This window comes from Chitinophaga sp. W2I13, from assembly GCF_050434005.1.
GTDB lineage: Bacteria > Bacteroidota > Bacteroidia > Chitinophagales > Chitinophagaceae > Chitinophaga.
Genome location: NZ_JBNPWD010000001.1, coordinates 3,275,133 through 3,297,524 on the forward strand (window position 1 = coordinate 3,275,133; position 22,392 = coordinate 3,297,524).

General features: G+C 46.1%; 24 protein-coding genes. 18 read left to right on the top strand and 6 right to left on the bottom strand.

Annotation, left to right across the window (positions count from 1 at the left end; translation table 11 throughout):
- Window positions 1–12: 12 nt before the first annotated feature.
- The 7 genes from atpE to QFZ48_RS13530 all read left to right on the top strand — a co-directional run bounded on the left by atpE (window position 13) and on the right by QFZ48_RS13530 (window position 6,574).
- The gene (gene atpE, locus QFZ48_RS13500; RefSeq protein ID WP_079471016.1) at window positions 13–270 is read left to right on the top strand and encodes an ATP synthase F0 subunit C; all 258 of its coding nucleotides are present in this window, start codon (window positions 13–15) and stop codon (window positions 268–270) included.
- 126 nt (window positions 271–396) lie between these two features.
- The gene (gene atpF / locus QFZ48_RS13505; RefSeq protein ID WP_370908417.1) at window positions 397–891 is read left to right on the top strand and encodes a F0F1 ATP synthase subunit B; all 495 of its coding nucleotides are present in this window, start codon (window positions 397–399) and stop codon (window positions 889–891) included.
- Between the two features lie 55 nt (window positions 892–946).
- Window positions 947–1,507, top strand: a complete 561-nt coding sequence (gene atpH / locus QFZ48_RS13510; protein ID WP_370908416.1) for an ATP synthase F1 subunit delta — start codon at window positions 947–949, stop codon at window positions 1,505–1,507.
- A gap of 82 nt (window positions 1,508–1,589) precedes the next feature.
- Window positions 1,590–3,167, top strand: a complete 1,578-nt coding sequence (gene atpA, locus QFZ48_RS13515; protein ID WP_370908415.1) for a F0F1 ATP synthase subunit alpha — start codon at window positions 1,590–1,592, stop codon at window positions 3,165–3,167.
- Between the two features lie 188 nt (window positions 3,168–3,355).
- Entirely contained in the window at window positions 3,356–5,512 is a 2,157-nt protein-coding gene (locus QFZ48_RS13520) for a TonB-dependent receptor (RefSeq protein ID WP_429062616.1), read from the top strand.
- Between the two features lie 11 nt (window positions 5,513–5,523).
- Window positions 5,524–6,174 (top strand): hypothetical protein, encoded by a 651-nt coding sequence (locus QFZ48_RS13525; RefSeq protein WP_429042177.1) that lies wholly within the window; start codon window positions 5,524–5,526, stop codon window positions 6,172–6,174.
- 103 nt (window positions 6,175–6,277) lie between these two features.
- Window positions 6,278–6,574, top strand: a complete 297-nt coding sequence (locus QFZ48_RS13530; RefSeq protein WP_370908411.1) for a winged helix-turn-helix domain-containing protein — start codon at window positions 6,278–6,280, stop codon at window positions 6,572–6,574.
- 1 nt (window position 6,575) lies between these two features.
- Here the strand turns inward: QFZ48_RS13530 and pdxA are convergent, their stop codons facing one another.
- Window positions 6,576–7,637, bottom strand: coding sequence for a 4-hydroxythreonine-4-phosphate dehydrogenase PdxA (gene pdxA, locus QFZ48_RS13535; RefSeq protein WP_370908410.1), 1,062 nt, complete (start codon window positions 7,635–7,637; stop codon window positions 6,576–6,578).
- A gap of 117 nt (window positions 7,638–7,754) precedes the next feature.
- Here pdxA and rsmA point away from each other — a divergent pair, with 117 nt between their 5' ends.
- From rsmA to QFZ48_RS13555, 4 genes are all read left to right on the top strand, one after another.
- On the top strand, window positions 7,755–8,510 hold the full coding sequence (gene rsmA, locus QFZ48_RS13540) for a 16S rRNA (adenine(1518)-N(6)/adenine(1519)-N(6))-dimethyltransferase RsmA (RefSeq protein ID WP_429062617.1): 756 nt from the start codon (window positions 7,755–7,757) through the stop codon (window positions 8,508–8,510).
- Entirely contained in the window at window positions 8,507–9,436 is a 930-nt protein-coding gene (locus QFZ48_RS13545; RefSeq protein WP_429062618.1) for an NAD(P)-dependent oxidoreductase, read from the top strand. The genes rsmA and QFZ48_RS13545 overlap by 4 nt, the downstream gene beginning before the upstream one ends.
- A 185-nt stretch (window positions 9,437–9,621) precedes the next feature.
- Window positions 9,622–10,095, top strand: coding sequence for a transcription elongation factor GreA (greA, locus tag QFZ48_RS13550; protein WP_370908407.1), 474 nt, complete (start codon window positions 9,622–9,624; stop codon window positions 10,093–10,095).
- A gap of 83 nt (window positions 10,096–10,178) precedes the next feature.
- A complete protein-coding gene (locus tag QFZ48_RS13555; RefSeq protein ID WP_429062619.1) occupies window positions 10,179–10,568 on the top strand; it encodes an HIT family protein in 390 nt (129 codons plus the stop codon).
- 3 nt (window positions 10,569–10,571) lie between these two features.
- Here QFZ48_RS13555 and QFZ48_RS13560 read toward each other — a convergent pair whose 3' ends face one another.
- Window positions 10,572–11,267, bottom strand: coding sequence for a response regulator transcription factor (locus QFZ48_RS13560; RefSeq protein ID WP_111579992.1), 696 nt, complete (start codon window positions 11,265–11,267; stop codon window positions 10,572–10,574).
- Between the two features lie 186 nt (window positions 11,268–11,453).
- Complete coding sequence (ruvC, locus tag QFZ48_RS13565; protein ID WP_370908405.1) at window positions 11,454–12,014, bottom strand: crossover junction endodeoxyribonuclease RuvC; 561 nt, start codon at window positions 12,012–12,014, stop codon at window positions 11,454–11,456.
- 154 nt (window positions 12,015–12,168) lie between these two features.
- On the opposite strand from ruvC, the gene QFZ48_RS13570 reads away from it, so the two are divergent.
- The 3 genes from QFZ48_RS13570 to QFZ48_RS13580 all read left to right on the top strand — a co-directional run bounded on the left by QFZ48_RS13570 (window position 12,169) and on the right by QFZ48_RS13580 (window position 14,662).
- Window positions 12,169–13,035, top strand: a complete 867-nt coding sequence (locus QFZ48_RS13570) for a lysylphosphatidylglycerol synthase domain-containing protein (RefSeq protein ID WP_429062621.1) — start codon at window positions 12,169–12,171, stop codon at window positions 13,033–13,035.
- 9 nt (window positions 13,036–13,044) lie between these two features.
- On the top strand, window positions 13,045–13,836 hold the full coding sequence (locus QFZ48_RS13575; RefSeq protein WP_370908403.1) for a DUF3108 domain-containing protein: 792 nt from the start codon (window positions 13,045–13,047) through the stop codon (window positions 13,834–13,836).
- 124 nt (window positions 13,837–13,960) lie between these two features.
- On the top strand, window positions 13,961–14,662 hold the full coding sequence (locus QFZ48_RS13580) for a response regulator transcription factor (RefSeq protein WP_429062622.1): 702 nt from the start codon (window positions 13,961–13,963) through the stop codon (window positions 14,660–14,662).
- Between the two features lie 202 nt (window positions 14,663–14,864).
- Here the strand turns inward: QFZ48_RS13580 and ruvB are convergent, their stop codons facing one another.
- On the bottom strand, window positions 14,865–15,908 hold the full coding sequence (gene ruvB / locus QFZ48_RS13585; protein WP_429062623.1) for a Holliday junction branch migration DNA helicase RuvB: 1,044 nt from the start codon (window positions 15,906–15,908) through the stop codon (window positions 14,865–14,867).
- An 87-nt stretch (window positions 15,909–15,995) separates the two neighbouring features.
- Between ruvB and QFZ48_RS13590 the strand changes: the two genes are divergently transcribed.
- From QFZ48_RS13590 to QFZ48_RS13605, 4 genes are all read left to right on the top strand, one after another.
- Window positions 15,996–18,407 (top strand): TlpA family protein disulfide reductase, encoded by a 2,412-nt coding sequence (locus QFZ48_RS13590; RefSeq protein ID WP_429062625.1) that lies wholly within the window; start codon window positions 15,996–15,998, stop codon window positions 18,405–18,407.
- A gap of 8 nt (window positions 18,408–18,415) precedes the next feature.
- On the top strand, window positions 18,416–18,862 hold the full coding sequence (locus QFZ48_RS13595) for a hypothetical protein (protein WP_429062626.1): 447 nt from the start codon (window positions 18,416–18,418) through the stop codon (window positions 18,860–18,862).
- An 8-nt stretch (window positions 18,863–18,870) separates the two neighbouring features.
- Window positions 18,871–19,731 (top strand): M20/M25/M40 family metallo-hydrolase, encoded by an 861-nt coding sequence (locus QFZ48_RS13600; RefSeq protein WP_429062628.1) that lies wholly within the window; start codon window positions 18,871–18,873, stop codon window positions 19,729–19,731.
- 141 nt (window positions 19,732–19,872) lie between these two features.
- Window positions 19,873–20,634, top strand: coding sequence for a hypothetical protein (locus tag QFZ48_RS13605; RefSeq protein WP_429042154.1), 762 nt, complete (start codon window positions 19,873–19,875; stop codon window positions 20,632–20,634).
- Between the two features lie 79 nt (window positions 20,635–20,713).
- On the opposite strand, the gene QFZ48_RS13610 is transcribed toward QFZ48_RS13605, so the two are convergent.
- Together QFZ48_RS13610 and QFZ48_RS13615 are read right to left on the bottom strand one after the other, a co-directional pair.
- On the bottom strand, window positions 20,714–21,565 hold the full coding sequence (locus tag QFZ48_RS13610; RefSeq protein WP_429042152.1) for an endonuclease/exonuclease/phosphatase family protein: 852 nt from the start codon (window positions 21,563–21,565) through the stop codon (window positions 20,714–20,716).
- Window positions 21,566–21,634: 69 nt separating this feature from the next.
- Window positions 21,635–22,246, bottom strand: coding sequence for an RNA polymerase sigma factor (locus QFZ48_RS13615; protein ID WP_429062629.1), 612 nt, complete (start codon window positions 22,244–22,246; stop codon window positions 21,635–21,637).
- Window positions 22,247–22,392: the final 146 nt, after the last annotated feature.

Below are 22,392 nucleotides of genomic sequence, written 5' to 3' on the forward strand. Positions count from 1 at the left end.
TACATATTCATTATGGCACTTTTGTCTATTTTATTGCAGGCTGCTGCTGCATCTGGTCTGGCTAAAGCTGGTGGTGCTGTTGGTGCTGGTATCGCGGCTATCGCTGCTGGTATTGGTGTTGGTAACATCGGTAAGAGCGCGCTGGAGTCTATCGCTCGTCAACCGGAAGCTGCTAACGACATCCGTGCGAACATGATCCTGGCTGCTGCGCTGGTTGAGGGTGTTGCTCTCTTCGGTGTAATCGCTGGTCTGTTGGCGGTAGTTCTGTAAGCCAAACTTTTTACTGCATCCGGCGCACAGGGCAATGGATGCAGTAATCTTTTGTTACAGACAAACCATCAAACTACCTGAAATCAGAAAATATCAACATCAAAAAAATAATAAAATTCTAATTATATGGATCTGTTGCAACCCGCGTTAGGCTTGTTTCTTATTTCATTATTCATTTTCATCGTCGTTTTCCTGATTCTGAAAAAATTCGCCTGGACTCCCATCCTCGCTACCCTGAAGGAAAGGGAAGGTTCCATCACTGACTCTATCGCCACTGCAGAAAGAGTAAAGGAAGAAATGGCCCAGATGAAAGCTGAACATGAACATGTGCTGGCGGAAGCTAAAGCTGAAAGAAGCAAGATCCTGAAAGAAGCGAAAGACGCGAAGGATATGATCATCAGCGAAGCCAAAACACAAGCGCAGGCAGAAGCAAAGAAGATCATCAGTGAAGCTTACACCGCTATCGAAAACCAGAAAATGGCTGCGTTAACGGATGTAAAGAACCAGGTAGGTAACCTCGTGATTGAAGTGGCTGAAAAAGTGCTGAGAAGAGAACTGGCTGATAAAACAGCACAGGAAGGTTACGTGAAACAACTGGCAGGAGAAATCAAATTGAACTAAGATATTAGCCATTAGCTCTAAAGGCTAACAGCTAAAAGCTAAAAGCTTTTTTAATATGCAGAATCCCCGTTTAGCATCCCGGTATGCAAAATCATTGATAGGTCTGGCTCAGGAACTGAACCAGCTGGAAGTGGTGCATACAGACATGCTGTTCTTACAACAGGTGATGAAAAGCAACCCCGATGTGGTGAGTTTGCTTAAAAGCCCTATCATAAAGGCCGATAAAAAGCAGAAGATACTGGCTGCCATATTTGAAAGCCGCATCAGTGCTACTACCATTTCCTTTATCAACCTGTTGGTGACCAAAGGTCGTGAAAGCGCACTGGCTGAAATGACCACTGAGTTTGCACGCCAGTACATGGTACTGAAAAACATCAGCCCGGTGAAGATCACCACGGCTGTTGCTTTGGATAATGCTACCCTGGACGTGATCAAACAGAAAATTGCCAGCGAAACAACGCAGCAGATCCAGCTGGAAACAGCCGTGAATGCTGACCTGATCGGAGGTTTTGTACTGGAAGCAAATGACCAGTTGTTCGATGCTTCTATCCTGCGTGATCTGAAAGATATTAAACAACAGTTTAACAAGAATATTTACGTATCTGACTTACGTTAATCTATACAGCAGCCGCTGCGTACACGCAAAGCTGTTGTCGTTATACTAATTTTCTCTAACGACTTTTTTTAAAATCATAATTATGGTTGATATTAAACCTGATGAAATTTCGGCGATTTTACGCCAGCAGTTAAGCAACTTCAATGCTTCTGCCGACCTGGAAGAGGTAGGTACTGTATTACAGGTGGGTGATGGTATTGCCCGCATATACGGATTGGGCAATGTAGGTTATGGTGAACTGGTTGAATTCAGCAATGGCGTAAAAGCAATTGCACTGAACCTGGAAGAAGACAACGTGGGTGTGGTATTGATGGGTCAGTCAGCAGGTATTAAAGAAGGTGATAAAGTACGTCGTACCAAAAAGATCGCTTCCATTAACGTGGGAGAAGGTGTTGTTGGCCGCGTAATCAATACACTGGGTGAACCTATCGATGGTAAAGGCCCTATCAAAGGTGAATTGTATGAAATGCCGCTGGAGCGTAAAGCACCAGGTGTTCTGTACCGTGAACCAGTAAAAGAACCACTGCAAACAGGTGTAAAAGCAATTGATGCGATGATCCCTGTTGGTCGTGGTCAGCGTGAGCTGGTAATTGGTGACCGTCAGACAGGTAAAACAGCTATCTGTATTGATACGATCATCAACCAGAAAGAATTTTATGAAGCAGGTAAACCTGTTTATTGCATATACGTAGCAATTGGCCAGAAAGCATCTACTGTTGCCGGTGTAATGAAAACATTACAGGAAGCAGGCGCTATGGCTTACACTACCATCGTAGCTGCCAACGCTGCTGATCCTGCACCGCTGCAGTTCTACGCTCCATTTGCCGGCGCTGCTATCGGTGAATTCTTCCGTGACTCAGGTCGCCCTGCACTGATCGTTTATGATGATCTGTCCAAACAGGCAGTTGCTTACCGTGAGGTATCCCTGTTGCTGAAACGTCCTCCAGGCCGTGAAGCATATCCTGGTGACGTATTCTACCTGCATAGCCGCTTACTCGAGCGTGCTGCGAAAATCATCAGCAATGATGCCATCGCAAAACAGATGAACGACTTACCTGAATCTATCAGACACCTGGTAAAAGGTGGTGGTTCCCTGACCGCATTGCCTATCATCGAAACACAGGCAAGTGACGTATCTGCTTACATCCCTACCAACGTAATCTCCATCACCGATGGCCAGATCTTCCTGGAAGGTAACCTGTTCAACGCCGGTATCCGTCCTGCTATCAACGTAGGTATCTCTGTAAGCCGCGTGGGTGGTAACGCGCAGATCAAATCCATGAAGAAAGTATCTGGTACCCTGAAACTCGATCAGGCACAATACCGTGAAATGGAGGCTTTCTCCAAATTCGGTGGTGACCTGGATGCTGCTACCAAAGCAGTTATCGATAAAGGAGCCCGTAACGTGGAAATCCTGAAACAGGCACAGTTCAGCCCGTACGCCGTAGAAAAACAGGTAGCTATGATTTACCTGGGTACAAACGGTTTACTGCGTGATGTTCCTGTTAAACAGGTACGTGCTTTTGAAGAAGCTTTCCTGAATGAAATGCAGGTGCGCTTACCGGAAGTACTCGGAGAATTCAAGAAAGGTAACCTGCCGGAAGATGGCCTGAAGAAAATGGTTACACTGGCAAATGAACTGAAGCCAAGATTCGCATAAATAACAGCGTTCATCGCTAAAAATATAAGCACCTTTTACCGTCAGGTAAAGGGTGTTTTTTTGTGCATGTACTGTAATAAATTAATCAAAGGTCAATACCGGAGAAACCAGCGTTTATCCGTTTCCTTTGGATTATTTGGTTTATAAAATAAACTAGTTTACATTTGTTATGTAATTAATCCCTGAATATGTCGAATATCAACCGCTATCTGTGTCTCTTCATCTTTACACCCCTGTTCTCTTTGGCGCAGCATAAAATCAGCGGCAAAGTAACTGATACAAAGAAGCATCCTTTACCCGGTGTGAACATAGCAGTGAAAGGCTCCTACGATGGCGCCACCACCGCAGCAGATGGTTCTTTTTCCTTTACCACCACCGCCACAGGCGACCAGCTGTTATCGGCCACGCTCACCAATTACCAGGCACTGGAACTGAAAATAAATACCGCCGCAGGAGAACAACTGAACATTGTGCTGAAAAGTGCGGTGAATGCACTAAGAGTTGTAACCATTTCTGCCGGCAGCTTTGAAGCCAGCGATGATAAGAAAGGTACAGTGCTGAAGCCGCTGGATATCGTAACCACAGCTGGCGCCGGCGCCGATATTGCCAATGCCATTAAAACATTGCCGGGCGCCCAGCAAACCAACGACCGCGAGGGCCTGTTTGTACGCGGTGGTACCGGCTATGAAGCACAAACCCTCATCGATGGCATGCTCGTAAGGAATCCTTTTTACAGCAGCCTCCCCGATATCCCGGGACGCGGCCGCTTTTCTCCCTTCCTGTTTAAAGGAACCACTTTCAGCAGTGGCGGCTACTCCGCGCAATATGGCCAGGGACTGTCCTCTGCACTGATCCTTGAATCCATCGATCTGCCGGAGCGCTCGTCTTCTTCTGTCGGGGTATCGGTAATAGGTGTGAGCGCGGGGCTGGACAATCTCTCAAAAGATAAAAAAACTTCCTACGGTATAGAAGCAGATTATACCAATCTGTCGCCCTACTTTAATATCGTTAAGCCTAAAAACGCACCGAACCTGGGACCGGAAATCATCGGCACCTCCGTAAACTTCCGGCATAAAACCTCCCGTACAGGCATGCTCAAATTTTACGGGTATGGCAACTGGACCAAAATGGGATTTAACTCCAACAGCCTGGAGTACCCGGGTTATACAGAGTCGTTTAAGCTGCATAACAATAACGTATATACGAATCTTACCTACCGGGAAAATATTGGTCACGACTGGCACTTATATATCGGCGCTTCTTTCAGCAGCAACACGGACAATATCAATGCAGATACCCTGTTAAAGAATCCGGCGCCCTCACTGATTAAAGTGCGATCGGACCTGAGCCAGACGCGGGTGATGTTTTACAAAAACCTCGGGCGCTTCTCTGTATTGCGGCTGGGAGGAGAGTATCAGTATGCGGAAGAAAGATCGGCCTTTAATGAAAATAAAGCTAATTTCTCAGACAACTACACCGCTGCTTTTGCAGAGGGAGATATTTACTTTACCCCAAGTTTCGTAGGGCGTGTAGGAGGTCGTGCGGAATACAGTTCTGTATTGGGGGAAATGAATTTTGCACCCCGTGTATCGCTGGCATATAAAATGAATAACTACAGCCAGTTTTCCGTAGCCTATGGCGATTATTACCAGACGCCGGAGCCGCAGTATATCCGCTTCAACCGCAACCTGGGCTATATGAAGGCCACCCATTATATCCTCAGCTATCAGCGGGTGGCAACGGATTATACGTTCCGTACTGAGGTGTTTTATAAGAAGTATACCGACCTGGTGAAAACAACGCCGGCGTATAACAACAATGGCAGCGGGTATGCGCAGGGAGTGGAGCTTTTCTGGCGCGACCGGAAAACGTTTAAGAACGTGGATTACTGGGTGTCGTACTCTTACCTTGATACCAAACGCGACTACCTGAACTATCCGTTCCGGGTACAGCCCGACTTTGCGGCCAATCATACTGCCAGCATTGTATACAAGCATTTTCTGCCAAAGCTCAGCACCAACCTGGGGTTAACGTATTCGTTTGCCACAGGCCGTCCTTATTACAATCCCAATCAGCCCACTGACAAGTTCATGTCCGACAGAACAATGACCTACAACTCCGTAGGCGTGAGTGCCAGTTACCTCACCAGTATCCGGAAGGCATTCACCATTTTTGTGTTGTCGGTGAGCAACGTATTGGGCAATAAACAGGTGTTCGGATACCATTATTCTACCGATGGATTGCGCAGGGATGAAGTAGTACCCAACGTACCGAGATTTATTTACCTCGGCATGTTTATGAATTTTGGTATCGACAGAAGACAGGATGTTATTAATAACCTCTAATCATAATAAATATGAAACGATTATTTCTTGCTTTTTTATTTACCGGTAGCATAACTACTGCCCTCATGGCGCAAAGCGCCCAATACACAGAGGCCATGACGAAGCAAACGTCTGACCTGGACAGCAGCAGCATTTTCACGCCTGATGGATTGCAACAAAAGGCCAATACTTTTGAGCGTATTGCGGATGCAGAAAAAAGCCAGTGGTTGCCTTACTATTATGCTGCCTATATGGAGGTAATGCAGGCACTTACGTTGAAAGATAAAAGCCAGATAGATCCGCTGGCCGACAAGGCAGAGGCCAACCTCGACAAGGCCGAAGCGCTGAGTCCAAAGAACTCTGAAATTGCCTGTATCCGTTCACTGGTGGCCACCGCCCGGTTAACAGTGGATCCTATGAGCCGTGGCATGAAGTATGGCCCTGAAGCAGCTTCCCTGCTGGAACAGGCGAAGAGCTTTAATCCGGAGAACCCGAGAATCTACATGTTACAGGGACAATCATTATTATTTACACCTGAACAATGGGGTGGCAGTAAATCAAAAGCTAAAACAACCTTGGAGCTGGCGTTGGAAAAGTTCGCGGCCTTCAAGCCGGAAAGCAGTATAGCACCGCATTGGGGAGAACCATATACCCGCAAGCTGCTGGAACAAAGCCAGCAATAATCAGGTAGTATTTATTCAGATATTTAGTTATTTTGTTTCCGTGATAAAACCATTGAAACAAAATAGCTAAATATTAAAATAGCTGTATAAGAAAATTAAGCTCATGGATTTTAAAGATCTGGACCCGGTATTACATTCACAGTTGAGGCTGGCTATTATGTCCGTGTTGATCAGTGAAAAAGAAGCAGAGTTTACGCTGCTGAAAGAAAAAACAAATGCCACAGCAGGTAATCTGAGTGTACAGATTAATAAATTACGCGATGCGGAATATATTTCCGTAGTAAAACAGTTTAAGGATAATTATCCGCAAACCATCTGCAAGATAACCTCCACCGGCAGGAAAGCCTTTGAAAACTACGTTACTTCCATACAATCTTACCTGAAAGCCGGAAGGCCCTGAGCTATTCCGATGCCAGTTCTGTTTTCTTGAGTGGGTTCCGGGTGTTCTCGGCATAGCGTTCCCGTTGTTCCAGTATTTCCAGGCAGGCAAAAATCGCTTGTCTGAAAGAATCCGGGTCCGCCAGGTTTTTGCCGGCAATATCGAATGCCGTGCCGTGATCCGGTGAAGTACGCACAATGCCCAGTCCGGCAGTATAGTTAATACCGTTGCCGCTGGCCAGCGACTTAAACGGTATCAGGCCCTGGTCGTGATACATAGCCAGCACACCATCAAATTGCTTAAACATTTCCCTTGCAAAGAAGGCGTCTGCACTATACGGTCCGAAACACAGGATACCATTGCCTTTCGCGTGCCTGATGGCAGGGGCAATGTGTTCAATTTCTTCGCGGCCAATCAGTCCTTCGTCGCCGGCGTGCGGGTTAAGTCCCAATACGGCAATACGCGGCTGGTCCACACCAAAGTCTTTTACCAGGCTGTCTCTCATCAGGTGCAGCTTGCCCAGGATATTTTCTTTGGTAACATATTTTGCTACGTCCGCCAGGGGTACATGTTCTGTGAGCAGGCCCACACGCATATTGTCGGCGGTCATGAACATGAGCACATCCTTTGCATTGAAGGAATCCCTCAGGTAAGGCGTGTGGCCGGTATAGTTAAAAGTTTCGCTTTGAATATTGTTTTTATGGATGGGGGCTGTCACCAGGCCGGTGATATACCCGTCTTTCAAACAGTTGATGGCAGCTTCCAGTGCCCGTGCGGCGTATTTGCCACCTGTTTCATTCAGTACTCCGGGGGTGATTTGCACTTCTTCTTCCCAGCAGTTATACACGTTTACCTGCTTATGGTTAAGGCGGGTAAAGTCCTTGATGCTCTGGTAGTTAAAATTATTTTCATTCATCAGCTTCCGGTAAAAGTTGATGGTTTTGTTGGATGCAAAAATCACCGGCGTACAAAATTCCATCATACGCGCGTCCATAAACGTTTTGATGATAATTTCGGCGCCAATGCTGTTGATATCACCGATGGTGATGCCGATTACCGGTTTGTTGATCTGAATAGTACTCATGCTGAATTGCCTCAATGAATGGCAAATATAAAGTATTTAGCGGTTAGCTTTTCGCTTTTAGCCGGGGGCATTTTCAAAAGCTAAAAGCTAATAAATGCTTTATCTTTGCGCTTCACAATGTATACACTAAAAAAATCACTCGGCCAGCATTTCCTCACAGATGAGAACATCTCGAGGAAAATTGTGGAGTCGCTACCTGTAATCGAAGGCCAGCAAGTGCTGGAAGTGGGTCCCGGCGGGGGCGCCATCACAAAATACCTGTTGCAGCTACCAGGCATTCATTTCAAAGCTATTGAGCTGGACAGGGAAAAGGTGGAGTTCCTGGAAAAAACGTACCCCGCTATCAGGGGGAAGCTGATCAACGAAAGCATCCTGGATGCCGCCCTGCCTTTTGAAGGCCCGTTCCGCCTCATCGGCAACTTTCCCTATAATATTTCTACCCAGATCATGTTTAAGCTGCTCGATTGGCGTCAGCAGGTGGATGTGGTAGTGGGCATGTTCCAGAAAGAAGTGGCACAACGTATTGCCGCTCCGCATGGAAATAAGGAATATGGTATCCTGAGCGTGCTGTTACAGGCTTATTATAAGATTGAATATTTGTTTGAAGTACATGAAAACTGCTTCAATCCGCCGCCAAAAGTAAAATCTGCCGTCATCCGCCTCACCCGGATGGAACAACCGGTAGATATTGCCTCTGAGCGTAAATTTCTTGTATTGGTGAAAACAGCTTTCGGACAACGGCGCAAGCAATTGCGCAATCCGCTGAAAACGATGTTTGACAAGGAACTGCTGGCACAGGACCCCATCTTTACAAAAAGAGCCGAGGAGCTGAGTGTGGCTGATTTTGCAGCATTATCCCATAAGATGATATGACCAGGAAAGTATTAGTTACGGCAAAAACACATCCGTATTTGATTGAACAGCTGGAAAGCAAAGGGTACGAAGTCACCTACCTGCCGGCTGTTACGTATGATGAAGTATATCGTGAGATCGGTGAATGCACAGGGCTGATCGTTACCACGCGTATTCATGTGGACAAGCAGTTGATCGACCAGGCTAAACGCCTGCAGTGGATCGGCCGCCTGGGTTCGGGAATGGAGCTGATCGACGTACCTTATGCAGAAAGTAAGGGCATCCGTTGTGTGAGCAGCCCCGAAGGTAACCGGGATGCGGTAGGAGAGCAGGCGGTGGGCATGTTGTTGTGCCTGTTGAACAATGTGCTGAAAAGCAGCCTGGAGTTACGGCAGGGTATCTGGGAGCGCGACGGCAACCGGGGTTATGAGCTGAACGGCAAAACGGTGGCCATCATTGGCTATGGTAATACAGGCAGCACCTTTGCGCATAAGTTGCAGGGGTTCGACGTTAACATACTGGCGTACGATAAATATAAAACAGGCTTTGGTACGGCTGCGGTAAAGGAGTCGACCATGGAAGAAATATTCCGGGAGGCAGACGTGGTAAGCTTACACCTGCCACTGACCACCGAAACGAAATACCTGGGCAATGCGGCGTTTTTTGCTTCTTTTGCCCGGCCGGTGTGGTTCATGAATGTGGCCAGGGGCAAGCTGGTGAGTAACCGCGACCTGATTGCCGCACTCAATAATGGCGTGCTGGCAGGGGCCTGCCTGGATGTGCTGGAAAATGAAAAACTATCTGCTTATAACGAAGAAGAAAAAGAACAACTGGCCTGGTTGCTGAAGGCTGATAATGTAGTAGTAACCCCGCATATTGCCGGTTACTCTCATCAGGCAAGCATTAAAATGGCCCGTATTGTATTAGAGAAATTAAATATACTTTAAACCTGGTCAAACAGGTGTGTTTTTCGGATATAAATGATTGATTATCAATTTATTTATAACCGAAATAAGGGGCTTTTTTCTTTATACAAATTTCATTATATTTGCAATAATACCAGTAAACAACGCTTCTGTGCAAATGGAGGCGTTGATTTTTTTTTCTTATAACCAAAAAAACACAACAGGTTATGTCTGGCATAAATTACGTTACGAAAGAAACCCTTGATCAAATGATGAGCGAACTGACCCAGCTTAAAACCAAAGGAAGGGCAGAGATTGCACGTGCTATTTCAGAAGCAAGGGAAAAGGGTGACTTAAAGGAAAATGCCGAATATGATGCCGCTAAAGAAGCACAGGGTTTGCATGAAGCGAGGATTGCCACACTGGAAAATGCGATTGCAGCTTCCCGGATAGTGAGTGCAGATGCTATTGATACATCAAAAGTGTCTATCCTTTGTAAGGTAACTATTACAAATGTAGCTAATAAGAAGACTGTTACTTACCAGATCGTTTCTGAAACCGAAGCAGATCTGAAGGCTGGCAAAATTTCGGTAACCTCCCCCATAGGCAAGGGCTTGTTGGGTAAGCAGGTAGGTGAGGTAGCTGAAGTACAGGCGCCAAACGGACAGATTAAATTTAAGATCGATAATATAACTGCATAAGCCCACTTTTTCATGATATTTGCAGGGGTTGCATTCATTTGCAGCCCCTGTTTTTTTTATCATGTTACTAAGAACTACATACTATGACCATCTTCACGAAAATTATCAAAGGCGAGATTCCGAGCTATAAGATAGCAGAGAACGAACATTTTTATGCTTTCCTGGATGTTTTCCCGCTGGTAAAAGGGCATACCCTGGTGATACCCAAAACAGAAACGGATAAGTTCTTTGACGTCGCAGATAACCTGTTGCGGGAGTGGTTATTGTTTGCCAAGCCGATTGCACAGGCCATAGAAAAAGTGATTCCCTGTAATCGTATAGGCATTAGCGTGGTAGGACTGGAAGTGCCGCATGCGCATATGCACCTGATCCCGATTAATTCGGCAGATGATATGAATTTTTCCCGCAGTAAGCTGAAGCTGTCTGTAGAAGAATTTAAGGCAATACAGGCGCAGATTATTGCCGCAATGTAACGGTTATTTGGAAGGGATATTAAACCGGAATCCCACACCGTGCACGGTTTCCAGTTTGATTTGAGGATCTGATTTGAAGTGTTTCCGCAGTTTGGTGATAAATACATCCATACTGCGTCCGAGGAAATAGTCGTCTTTCCCCCATACATTGGAAAGTATATCTTCTCTTTTGAGTGTTTTATTGGGATTATTACAGAAGTATTTCAGCAGGTCCGCTTCTTTTTGTGTAACGGATATGGATATATCTCCATTGGAAGTATAGAGGCGGAGATCTTCATAATCAAAGGTAAGCTGGCCTATTGTATAGAGGTTCAATTTGTCTTTCCCGCGGCTCATGGTCCGTTTCAGGAAAACTTCTATGCGCAGGATCAGTTCCTGCATACTGAAAGGTTTGCTGATATAATCATCCGCACCGGTTTGGAGTCCGGCTATTCTGTCTTCTTTTTCATTTTTAGAAGTGAGGAATAATATAGGAACATGGTCATTGAGTTCGCGGATCTGCTGCGCAAGTTGTAGGCCGTCTTTTTTGGGCATTACCACGTCCAGCAGGCAAATATCGAATGAGCGTAACTGGAACTGTTCCCAGGCCGCCTGGCCGTCTATACTGTGCACTACATCATAGCCCGCTTCTTCCAATCGTTTCTTCGTAACCGCACCAATATTTTGATCATCTTCCACCAATAGGATTCTTGCTTTCATATCTGCCTGATGCTGATTAATATAAAAAAGCTTGTTATACAATTTCCATATAACAAATGATGGTCACTTTTCATAGTTAAGCTGTTGTCCGGACGCATGGCCGTTAGCTTTAATTGGGTTATTGAATTTAAACCAAAGTAACTACAATTTACGGATTTATGAAATAACCTTTTAACCCGGTAACTTTTATCTGGAAATCCTTTCCGGGTGCTGCTGCAGGAATTTCTCCCAGCCTTTTGCTTTGCCTGGTCCTGCGAGCGGATTACCTTCCTGGTAAAAGTGGCATACTGCCACTGCGAGAGCGTCTGTAGCATCAAGGTAATCAGGGCGTTCAGAGATACTGAGGATGCGTTGCAGCATCAGCCAAACCTGTTCTTTATCAGCATTACCATTGCCTGTAACAGATTGTTTTACTTTTTTGGGGGAATATTCGGTGACCTCCAGACCGGCCTGGATAGCCGCTGCAATAGCCACGCCCTGGGCACGGCCCAGTTTCAGCATACTTTGCACATTCTTGCCAAAAAAGGGCGCTTCAATGGCAAAACTGGTTGGTTGGTGCTCTTGAATAAGTTCCTGTACCCTGCAATGAATCAGCTGTAGTCTTTCGTAGTGATCTTTGAATTTAGAGAGTTTCAATACGTTCATCTCCAGGAGGCTGGCCTTTTTTCCTTCGATAAGTATAAGCCCATAGCCCATTACAAGGGTGCCAGGGTCAATGCCGAGAATTATTTTTGACTTGTTTGCCAACAGGAGTTTATTTTTGCCAAAATTTGACTGTCTGAACAAAAGTACCAAAATAATTCTCAATTACTTATTAGGGGCAGGGCTTTTTACTTGGCTGGCATACTCTATCTACTCGCAACTCATCCACCGTGATAACCTGCAACAATCCGTGCGGCACATGTGGGGAGCCTTGCAGGAGAAAGGCTGGGTGGGCATTTTCCTCGTTACGGTACTGATGCTGTTCAACTGGGGACTGGAAGCCCGTAAGTGGCAGAAGCTGGTGAAACCCCTCGAAGAAGTGTCGTTCCTCCGGTCGTTCAGTGCAATCCTTTCCGGCGTATCCCTGTCTATAAACACCCCCAATCGTGTAGGCGAATACGGTGGACGCATACTTTACCTGAAAAACCATAATAAGCTGAAAGCCATTGCGGCAACGATAGTAGGAAGTTTCAGCCAGCTGATCGTCACTATTATTTTTGGGTTAATTGGTTTGCTCTATTATATCAACAACTATGCGCTGGCAAAAGAAAGCGGCTTCCTTACACCTTCTTTATGGCAGAAATTAGTCCTGATTACCGGCACAGTAATTTGTGGCCTGACGATATTGTTATATTTTCGGTTACAAATCATTCTGTCTGTATTTGAAAAGATACCTTTCCTTCGTAAAGCGAAGGTGTTTGTGCAGATCATTGTTAAGTACTCATCCGGCGATTTACGTTACCTGTTGCTGCTTTCAGCCCTGCGGTACGTGGTCTTCTCGGCACAGTATTTGATTTTGTTGGACGCACTTGGCATGGAATTCCTATGGTGGCAGGCCTTCTTACTGAACAGCGTCATCTACCTGGTAATGGCAGGAGTTCCTACCATCGCTATCGCAGAATTAGGAGTCAGGGGGAAAGTGAGTATCTTTTTTCTTGGGTTGCTTAGCTCCAATACCGTGGCCATCGTAGCTGCCACTGCAGGTATCTGGCTGATTAACCTGGTAATACCGGCCGTTTTGGGAAGTGTGCTGTTGTTAGGAGTAAAAATTTTTAAGGAAAAATAGCTTCCATCAATGAAGTATTTGCTACTCATAATTTTAGGACTTTCCTGTATTCAACCCGTTGAAGCACAATCCGATTTCTGCTCCATCCGTAACAGCAGCTTCAATGCTGGTGAAAGTATTACCCTGAAAGTATTCTATAATCTTGGTAAAATGTACGTAGGCGCCGGGGAAGCCACTTTTAACGTGGCACTGGAACGCTTCGCCAACCGCGATGTTTATCATGTGGTAGGCGATGGCAAAACCTACCGTGCATACGACTGGATCTTTAAAGTACGCGACAAATACGAAAGCTACATAGATACCGCCACCCTGCAACCCCTCAAATTTGTCAGGAATGTAAACGAAGGCGGGTACAAGATCTTTAATAACGTAGTGTTTAACCAGGCCGGCCACCAGGCTATCAGCACAAATGGCACCTTTACCGTACCCCCCTGCGTACAGGACGTGATCAGCGCTATCTATTATGCCCGTAACATCGACTTCAACAAATACAACGCAGGCGATAAAATCCCCTTCGCCATGTTCCTCGACGACCAGGTATATAACATCTACATCAGGTACATGGGGAAAGAAGAAGTAAATACCAAGTTCGGGAAGTTCCGGGCCATTAAATTCAAGCCCCTCCTCATTAAAGGCACCATCTTCGAAGGCGGCGAAAAAATGACCGTGTGGGTAAGCGACGACGCCAACAAAGTACCGCTACGCATCGAAAGCCCCATATCTGTAGGGAATATCGTGGTAGATATGATCAATTATACCAATCTCCGTTATCCCTTCACTTCGCTGTTAAACAAGAAATAATAAGACTTTAGCCCAACCAGCCACCGTAAGTTTAACAAATCATTTGAGAGCCGGCGCCCAAATTTTACCGACCTTTCGTGCCGCAGAAAAACTTTATATTTGTTGTAATCAACCCTTTATGATTATGGAAGAACGTAAACCGAAAATATTATTGGCTGAGGATGATACCAATCTGGGTATGGTGCTGAAAAATTACCTGGAGCTGAATGACTATGATGTGGAATTATGCCGCGATGGTATCCTGGCCCTGGCAGCCTTCCGCCGCGAAAAATTTGACATCTGTCTGCTGGACATTATGATGCCCAATATGGACGGATTTAAACTGGCGGAAGAAATCAGGGACGTAGACCCCGATATTCCCCTCTTCTTCCTGTCCGCCAAAACCATGAAGGAAGATATCATCCAGGGCTACAAACTGGGCGCGGATGATTATATCTCCAAGCCATTCGACAGCGAACTGCTGCTGCTGAAAATAAAAGCCATCCTGAAACGCAACCAGGAACTGAACAATAAGGAAGAAGAAATTCACGAATTCGTGATCGGCTCCTACTCCTTCAATTCCCGCCTGCGCACCCTGGCCCATAACGGTGAAACACATACGTTATCCCCTAAAGAAAACGAATTGCTCCACATGTTGTGCGAACATAAAAACGATCTCTTGCCACGCGAACTGGCACTGAAGAAAATATGGGGCAGCGATACCTACTTCAACGGCCGCAGCATGGACGTATACATCGCCAAACTGCGCAAATACCTGAAAGACGATAGCAATATCGAAATCGTGAACATTCATGGTAACGGCTTCAGGCTGGTAGTGAAAGAATAGCGGATTTTGTCTTTCTCGCTGATTACGCTGATTTTACTGATTACCTGGATTTTTACTTTTGGATTTTATAAAGGATTAAGGGAGATAGAAGCGGATAGATTCGCTTTTATCTCCCTTAGTTATTAATCTAAAAATCCAAAAGTAAAAATCCAGGTAATCAGTAAAATCAGCGTAATCAGCGAGAAAGACAAAATCCGCGGCATTAAAACAACATATTGGACCCGCCCCTGAAGGGAGTTTTCCCCAGGTGGATATAAGCTTTCTCCGTTACTTCCCTGCCCCGCGGGGTACGTTTAATAAAACCTTCCTGGATCAGGAACGGTTCGTATACTTCCTCCAGGGTGCCTGCTTCTTCTCCTACGGCGGTGGCAATAGTAGTGATGCCAACCGGCCCTCCCTTGAAGTTTTCAATGATCGTATTGAGAATACGGTTGTCCATCTCATCCAACCCATATTCATCTACATTTAACGCTTTCAGGCTCAAAAGCGCTATTTCCATATCAATAACCCCGTTGCCTATTACCTGGGCAAAGTCGCGTACGCGGCGCAGCAACCCGTTGGCAATACGTGGCGTTCCGCGCGACCGGCGCGCTATTTCGGTGGCGGCGTCAGAAGTGATCTTCGTATTCAGCAAACCGGCTGCCCGCCAGATGATCTTATGCAGGGTGGCGGCATTGTAGTATTCCAGCCTCGACTTGATCCCAAACCGCGACAGCAGCGGGGCAGTAAGCAACCCCGACCGGGTAGTAGCGCCTATCAGCGTAAACGGTTGCAGGTTAATCTGTATGGCGCGCGCACTCGGACCCGTATCAATCATAATATCAATACGGTAATCTTCCATGGCGGAATACAGGTATTCCTCCACCACGGTGCTTAACCGGTGAATTTCATCAATAAACAACACGTCTTTATCTTCCAGGTTGGTGAGCAGACCGGCGAGGTCGCCGGGCTTTTCAATCACCGGCCCGGAAGTTTCGCGGATATTTACACCCAGTTCATTCGCTACAATACGCGACAGCGTGGTTTTGCCAAGCCCCGGAGGGCCATGGAACAACACGTGGTCAAGCGCTTCCCCACGCATTTTTGCCGCTTTAATGAATATCTTCAGGTTCTCGATAATTTGGTCCTGGCCGGAAAATTCAACGATCTCCCGCGGACGTATACTGTTCTCGAACTCTTTCTCAGCGGCACTGAGCTTATTATCTTCTGGTCTTAAAGGCTGATTGGACATAATTGTATATGCCAAAAATACACAAATATTCAAAGGTAGCAGGCAGCTATTGTTTGTTCGTTTTTATATGTTTACTTTAATAGATTAAAATCACCCCGTCATATGCGTAAGTTCCTGTTGCTCCTTGTTTACCTGACCGTTGCTTGCAGCCCCCTTGCCACCATAGCCCAGTTAAAGTTTAAAAAGAATGATTCCTGGCGCTACCAGTTAATATTAAAGGATAGTCTTCAGGGTGGCTACCAGATGGAGATAAACAAAACAATGAGGATCACCATCACCGGCGTAAACCCGGATGGTAGCGCCAACCTTGTTTACGAGCTGGAAAGTGCGGCCGCACGGAGGCCAGATGCCCGATTTAATTCAGCAGATCCTGATACCTATCTGCAGGATTGGCAAATGATGAGTCTCATGCTGCTGATGCACCGGCCGGTGGTGTTTAAAATATATTCCAATGATAGTATCAGCGCTCCCGTGAATATTGCAGCCATTGCCAGCGAGGCCGGCGCCTCCCTCGCCCTGACTGACGATGCACTGGCTGCCATAACGAACAACTGGAATTACCTGAACTTTGAACTGAAGTGCTTTTTCCCGGCTGCGCCCAAGGCACTTACTGCAAATAACGAATGGAAGGAAAGTCCCTGGAACTTCCGGGTTACAAGCGGCGATAAAGAACTGGTGGAAGTAACCGGCACGCCGGAAGAAAATAAGACAGATAGTGTACGGGTAGCCGGTGAAATTTCGTATAGCCTGATCCGTAATAAGGGAAATGTACAAACCTTTAAGTCGCTGAGCCGGCAAGTACAGTCAAATGGTACCGCTTTAACAGCGCGGGAAGTCACCGTATCACCCGCCACCGCTAAAGTATTACCGGCCGACACGGCCTGGTTCAATACGCTGATGCGTATGAGCAGAATGAGTAACTGGCTGGAAGTAAACGGAGAACCTGATTCAGCAAAAATTGCCCGGTTCCTGGCAATGAGTGCTCCTCTGTATGGTAACCGCCTGGCCTTTAAACTGGCAAAGCTGAGTATCTATGGCAGCGGTTCGGAATACATGTATGAGCAATACCAGAATGCACTGAAAGAGGTTCCTTCAGCAGCACTGGCCGGATCATCCTCCCATCTGTTTAATAAATTACAGCATACTTATTATGAAAACCCAGATAGTGCAATGGTATTGCTGAAACTCCTGTCGGCCGACAGAAGGTCACTCGACTCCTGGCTGGATCAATCCTTCGCACAATATCTACCACAGCATGACTTTGATACTATAGAAGCACGTAAGGAGTTTCGCGGCAGAGGCGTCAGTGAAGCACGCATTGCAGAAATATTTGAAGAAAGCAGGAAAGCCCCTGCCGGCGCCCAGTTGCTGCTGACCAGGATATTGGCGGAGAACGACAGTATTTTCCAGGTATCTGTAAGGCCGATGTCGTTATGGAATAAAGCAATGCATACAACGGATACGGCTATATTAAAAAGTATTGCAGCAGATTTCGGGCAAATAAGCCCGGCAGAAATGACACTGGGTAAGGCGGCCCGTTATGAATTGCTGGTACAGGACATCCTTCGCAAATCCAATATGCCGGCTGCCGCGGATGCTTTGCTGGATAAGGCATTGAGCGATCTTAAAAATAACCAGGCCGACACCGCCTTCTGGACAGCACACCCGGAATTGCAAAGCAAGAAAATAGCAAATAAAAACATCCTTTCACACGCTTATTACCTTAAATACGAACAGACAAAGACAACGGATAAAAAAGCGGCGCTGAACTACCTGGCACTGGCCGCTGGCACTGCCCCGAAAAGCAATGCGGACAAAGCGTATGAGAGTTTTTATGATCGCGCTTTTCTTCACTCGGAAGAAAATTACAGCGCCCGTTTTGCCAAAGAACTGGACGCACTCGGCAAGCCCGAAGAAGCAATGAAAGTGCTGTCGCGGCAACTTGCCGCCCAGCCGGATATGCTGGATAGTACACGGGCCTTCTTTAATGCACACTTCCCCGGCAAATCTTTCAATGCTTACTTCCGCGATGTATTATTGAAAGAATGGGAGGATGCACCGGATTTCACACTGAAAGGAATGAACAATGAGAACATCCGCCTGGCAGATTACCGGGGAAAATGGTTGCTGCTGGACTTCTGGGGTACATGGTGCTCACCCTGCCGGAAAGATCTGCCTCACCTTAATACACTGGCCCAGGATATAAACGCCGGGAAGTACCCGGGAAACGCTGTCCTGGCCATTTCCTGCCAGGAGCCGATGGAAACATCACGGAACTTTATAACCGCCAATAAATACGTTTTCCCGGCCGCCCATGCCGATGATAAGATCGAAAAATCTTACAAAATAAAAGGTTATCCTACCAAAGTGTTAGTTTCGCCTGATGGGAAAATGCTAGACTTGCAGTTCGGAGCAGATTATGCTGCTATCCTGCAGACATATAGCAATGCCTATTTCACACAGGAAAAAGAACAACCGTCAACCATCAAAATAGACAACAAGAAAAAGGATTAACCGCTTATATGAAGAAATCACTGTTATTATTATTGGCTGCCGGCAGTCTTGCTGCTACCGGCTACGCCCAGGATATTAAAGAGAAAGAAGTGGCACGTGTTATCGCTACCCTGGCTGCGGACGACATGCAAGGACGTTACCCCGGCACACCCGGTATTGAAAAGGCTGCACAGTTTATCAGCAGCGAGTTTGAGAAAGCAGGCATTCAGCCGCTGCCCGGCGAAAAAAGCTTTCTGCAGGAATTCGGCAAGTTCAGTTTAAAAACTTCCAGTGTATCCCTCACCGTTAGTGGAGAACTGAAAGACTGGCCCGTTGTTGCCGTAGGCACCGGTCGCAGCTTCGATTGGGAAAAAGACAGCAGCTACAATGTTGCTTATGCAAATGAACCTGCTGAACTCATGAAAATATTGCGTGACCCTGCCGCCGTGCAAAAGAATACCCTCGTATATGGGTAGGCGCTGATATGGCCGGTTACATCAGCAATATTGCCGCCTCGTTTTCAGAACGGAGCTATGATACAAAAAGTGAACTGGAAGCAGTACCGCCTGCTGAAAAACAAATCATACTGGTATTCGGAAAAGAGCCGGTAGCAGATACCGCCTCGTGGAGCATTCATCTCCGCCGTGAAGTTACCAGCCAGCACTTTGCCAACGTAGCCGGTATGATTAAAGGAAGTACCAAACCGGATGAGTTCGTGATCTTCTCCGGTCACTATGATCACCTGGGTATATTGCCTTCAGAAGCAGGCGACAGTATCGCCAATGGTGCAGATGATGATGCCTCCGGCACCACAGCAGTGATCATGCTGTCGAAGTATTTTAAAAAACATCCACCTCAACGCTCCGTAATTTTTGTGGCCTTTACAGCGGAAGAATCCGGCGGACATGGGTCCCGTTATTTTTCAGAACACCAGGATCCCGATAAAGTGGTAGCAATGTTTAATATCGAGATGATTGGTAAGGAATCCAAATTCGGTAAGAACAGCGCCTTCATTACGGGGTATGAAAGATCCAGCTTTGGCCCTATCCTCCAGCGCAACCTGAAAGGATCCAGCTTTACTTTCCATCCGGACCCGTATCCGGAGCAAAACCTGTTTTACCGGTCAGACAATGCTACCCTTGCCAGGCAAGGGGTTCCGGCGCATACCATTTCCACCACGCAAATAGATAAAGATCATTTCTATCATACAGTGAGAGATGAATTATCGACACTGGATATTAAAAATATCACAGATATTATTAAGGCAATTGCCATCAGCGCCGGTACTATTGTGAATGGTACGGACACGCCTACACGAATTGAGAAGGCGTTGCTGAAGAAGTAACCTCATATATTGATCCGGTTGAAGCGAAGCTCAGCCGGATCATTCTTTTTAAATTAACAGTGAACCTATTTTTTTCTCCAAATTCTTTGTTAAATTTACCCCACGAATTTCCCCAATTAGTCATTTAAAACCATATCGATAATGAAAACCGGAATCCTACATTTCTGCGGTGCCATAGGCATTGCCAGTATCTTACTATCCTCCTGCTCCAATACGGACATGGCAGGACCAGATACTAATCAACCAATCGACGACGCGGACGCTGCCAGCGTGAACTACGAAATCTCAGCCATCAATCCAACTGCCACGTTATCTCCTGATGCCTCAGGACGCTTATCTGCTATCACAGGTGATGCATCCATGGCAAAAGCAGCGTCTGGTGGTTTCGACATCACCTGGGACACAGCAACCGCCCGTTTAAGAGAAATCCGCTTCGATGCCAGACGTGGTAAAGATGAAGTGGAATTCAAATTAAAAACAGACAGGCAAATTGACCTTAAGCAAGTACCTGCTGTAATTGGCGCCATTAAAATTCCCAAAGGAACTTACCAGCAGGTAAAAGTGTATGCGAGAGTGGAAGGGGATAAGAAAGATCCGGCAGTAAGACTGAAAGGTTTTATTACCTGGGAAAGCAAGAAAATTCCCGTTGAAATCCTGCTCTCCGGCAAGATTGAACTGCAGGCACACGGAAAAGATGTAGTGGTAACCGACACCAAAATTGATTGGAAAGGTTCCCTCAAAATTTCTATGGACCTCATCCTCACCAAACTGCAGATCGGCGACTTCACCGGCTCCTTTGCTGATGGCAAGTTAAAGATCAGCATAGACATTAACGGCAACCTCCATAACAAGGTGGTGAATGCACTGGAAAACAGCATGTCAGTGGAACATACCCACGACTAAGTAGCAACGGCTTTTAACGTAACGGATCTGTAGGAGATACACTGTTAGTATCTCCCCACAGATCCGTTGTTTATTTTTATTACCTGATATTGATCTCCGAATACACCGCAAAATGATCGGAAGCATATCTTCCTTCCCACGTTTCAGAAATGCTGGCATGTTTTAAAACATCCATCTTCCCTTTCAGAAAGATATAATCAATGGGCTGGTTATCCATTTCTGCGATATTCCATCCGTTGAAAGTACCGGCAGGGCCAAAGTGCGCCGTTTTGCTGATGGCTTTACTATCGGTTAAATGCAGCGGATCATTTGGATTCATAACAATCTGAATAGGTTCATCTGACGGAACAGCGTTGAAGTCGCCGGTAATAATGGCGGCATCTTTTCCCGCAATATCATGTACCCGTTGCAGCAATAACTTCGCACTTTCCCTGCGCGCAATTTTCCCCATATGATCAAAGTGAGTATTGAAGTGATAAAAAAACTTGTTTGTTTTTTTATCCCTGAATTTTCCCCAGGTCACAATACGGGCGCAGGCGCCGTCCCATCCGATATGACCCGCCACGGAAGGCGTTTCCGACAGCCAGAAAGTTTCGCTGTTTAACAACTGCAAACGGGTGGTATCGTAAAATATAGCGGAGAATTCTCCTTTTGTTTTTCCATCATCCCTGCCCACACCAATCGTTTTATATTGTGGTAACCTTTGCTGAAGGTCCTGCATCTGGTCATACAGCGCTTCCTGTACACCCAGTGTATGGGCGCCCAGGAACAGGATTTCGGAGGCCGCTTTATCTTTCCGGTGCGGCCACGCATTGGCGCTGTCGTCCGGGTTATTATACCGGATATTGAAAGTCATTACCTTCAATGGAACCTGTGCAGCCAGTGCGCCTGCAAGCAGGCAGCAAAAAACTGTTAGCCATATGCTTCTCATACCAATTCAATTTTAGCCTGTAAAAATAATACGGTGAAGCGTAAATCCTACTGAAGCGGAGATAATTTACTATTTCATCATCTCCAAACGCAAATTGGTAAGCAGCGTAATAAGCACTGCGGAAGATACCTGGAGGATGTCTCTCATATTCTGAAGCGCACGCGCAGAGAGCTTATAGGCGCCTTTTACAGAAATATTCATGATGGTGGCAATACTCTCGTAATCCAGTTCTTCAAAAAAGCGGAGATACAATATCTCCTTTTGCCTTGCATTTAACTGGTTAAGTGCATTCAGCAGCTGCTGGTGTTGCGCCTGTAATTGCTCTTTCTTTATATAGGCCGATTCAGGAGAAAAGTGGGCGAGGAAGTCGTGTTGCTCCTGGTCCAGGGAGATCACAATTCTGTTCTTATGTGGACGTAACCGGTTATAAATAGTACTTCGGAGCGCTACAAGCAGGTAGGGACGCGGATTTACATTGGTGCTCAATGTATCCTTATTAGTCCATAATTTTATAAAAAGTTCCTGTATCGCATCTTTTACCAGGTCATCATCAGGGTGTAACCGCATACCATACTCATATAACCGCTCAAAGTAACGGTCATAAATTGTAGCAAAGGCCTGTTGACTGCCCTGTTGAAGTGCTTCCCAGATTGTGGCGTCGGTAGTTGCAGAAAAATCCATCTCCCAGTTGATCGGCTAAATGTACAAAAAAATAGTACAGCGCCGGGGCAAACTCCTCCTACGTAGGGGTATTACCAAATATGAAAAATTTATCTGCATATAAAGTCACTAAAATCAATACTTCTATAAGGTTTAATAAAAAAATT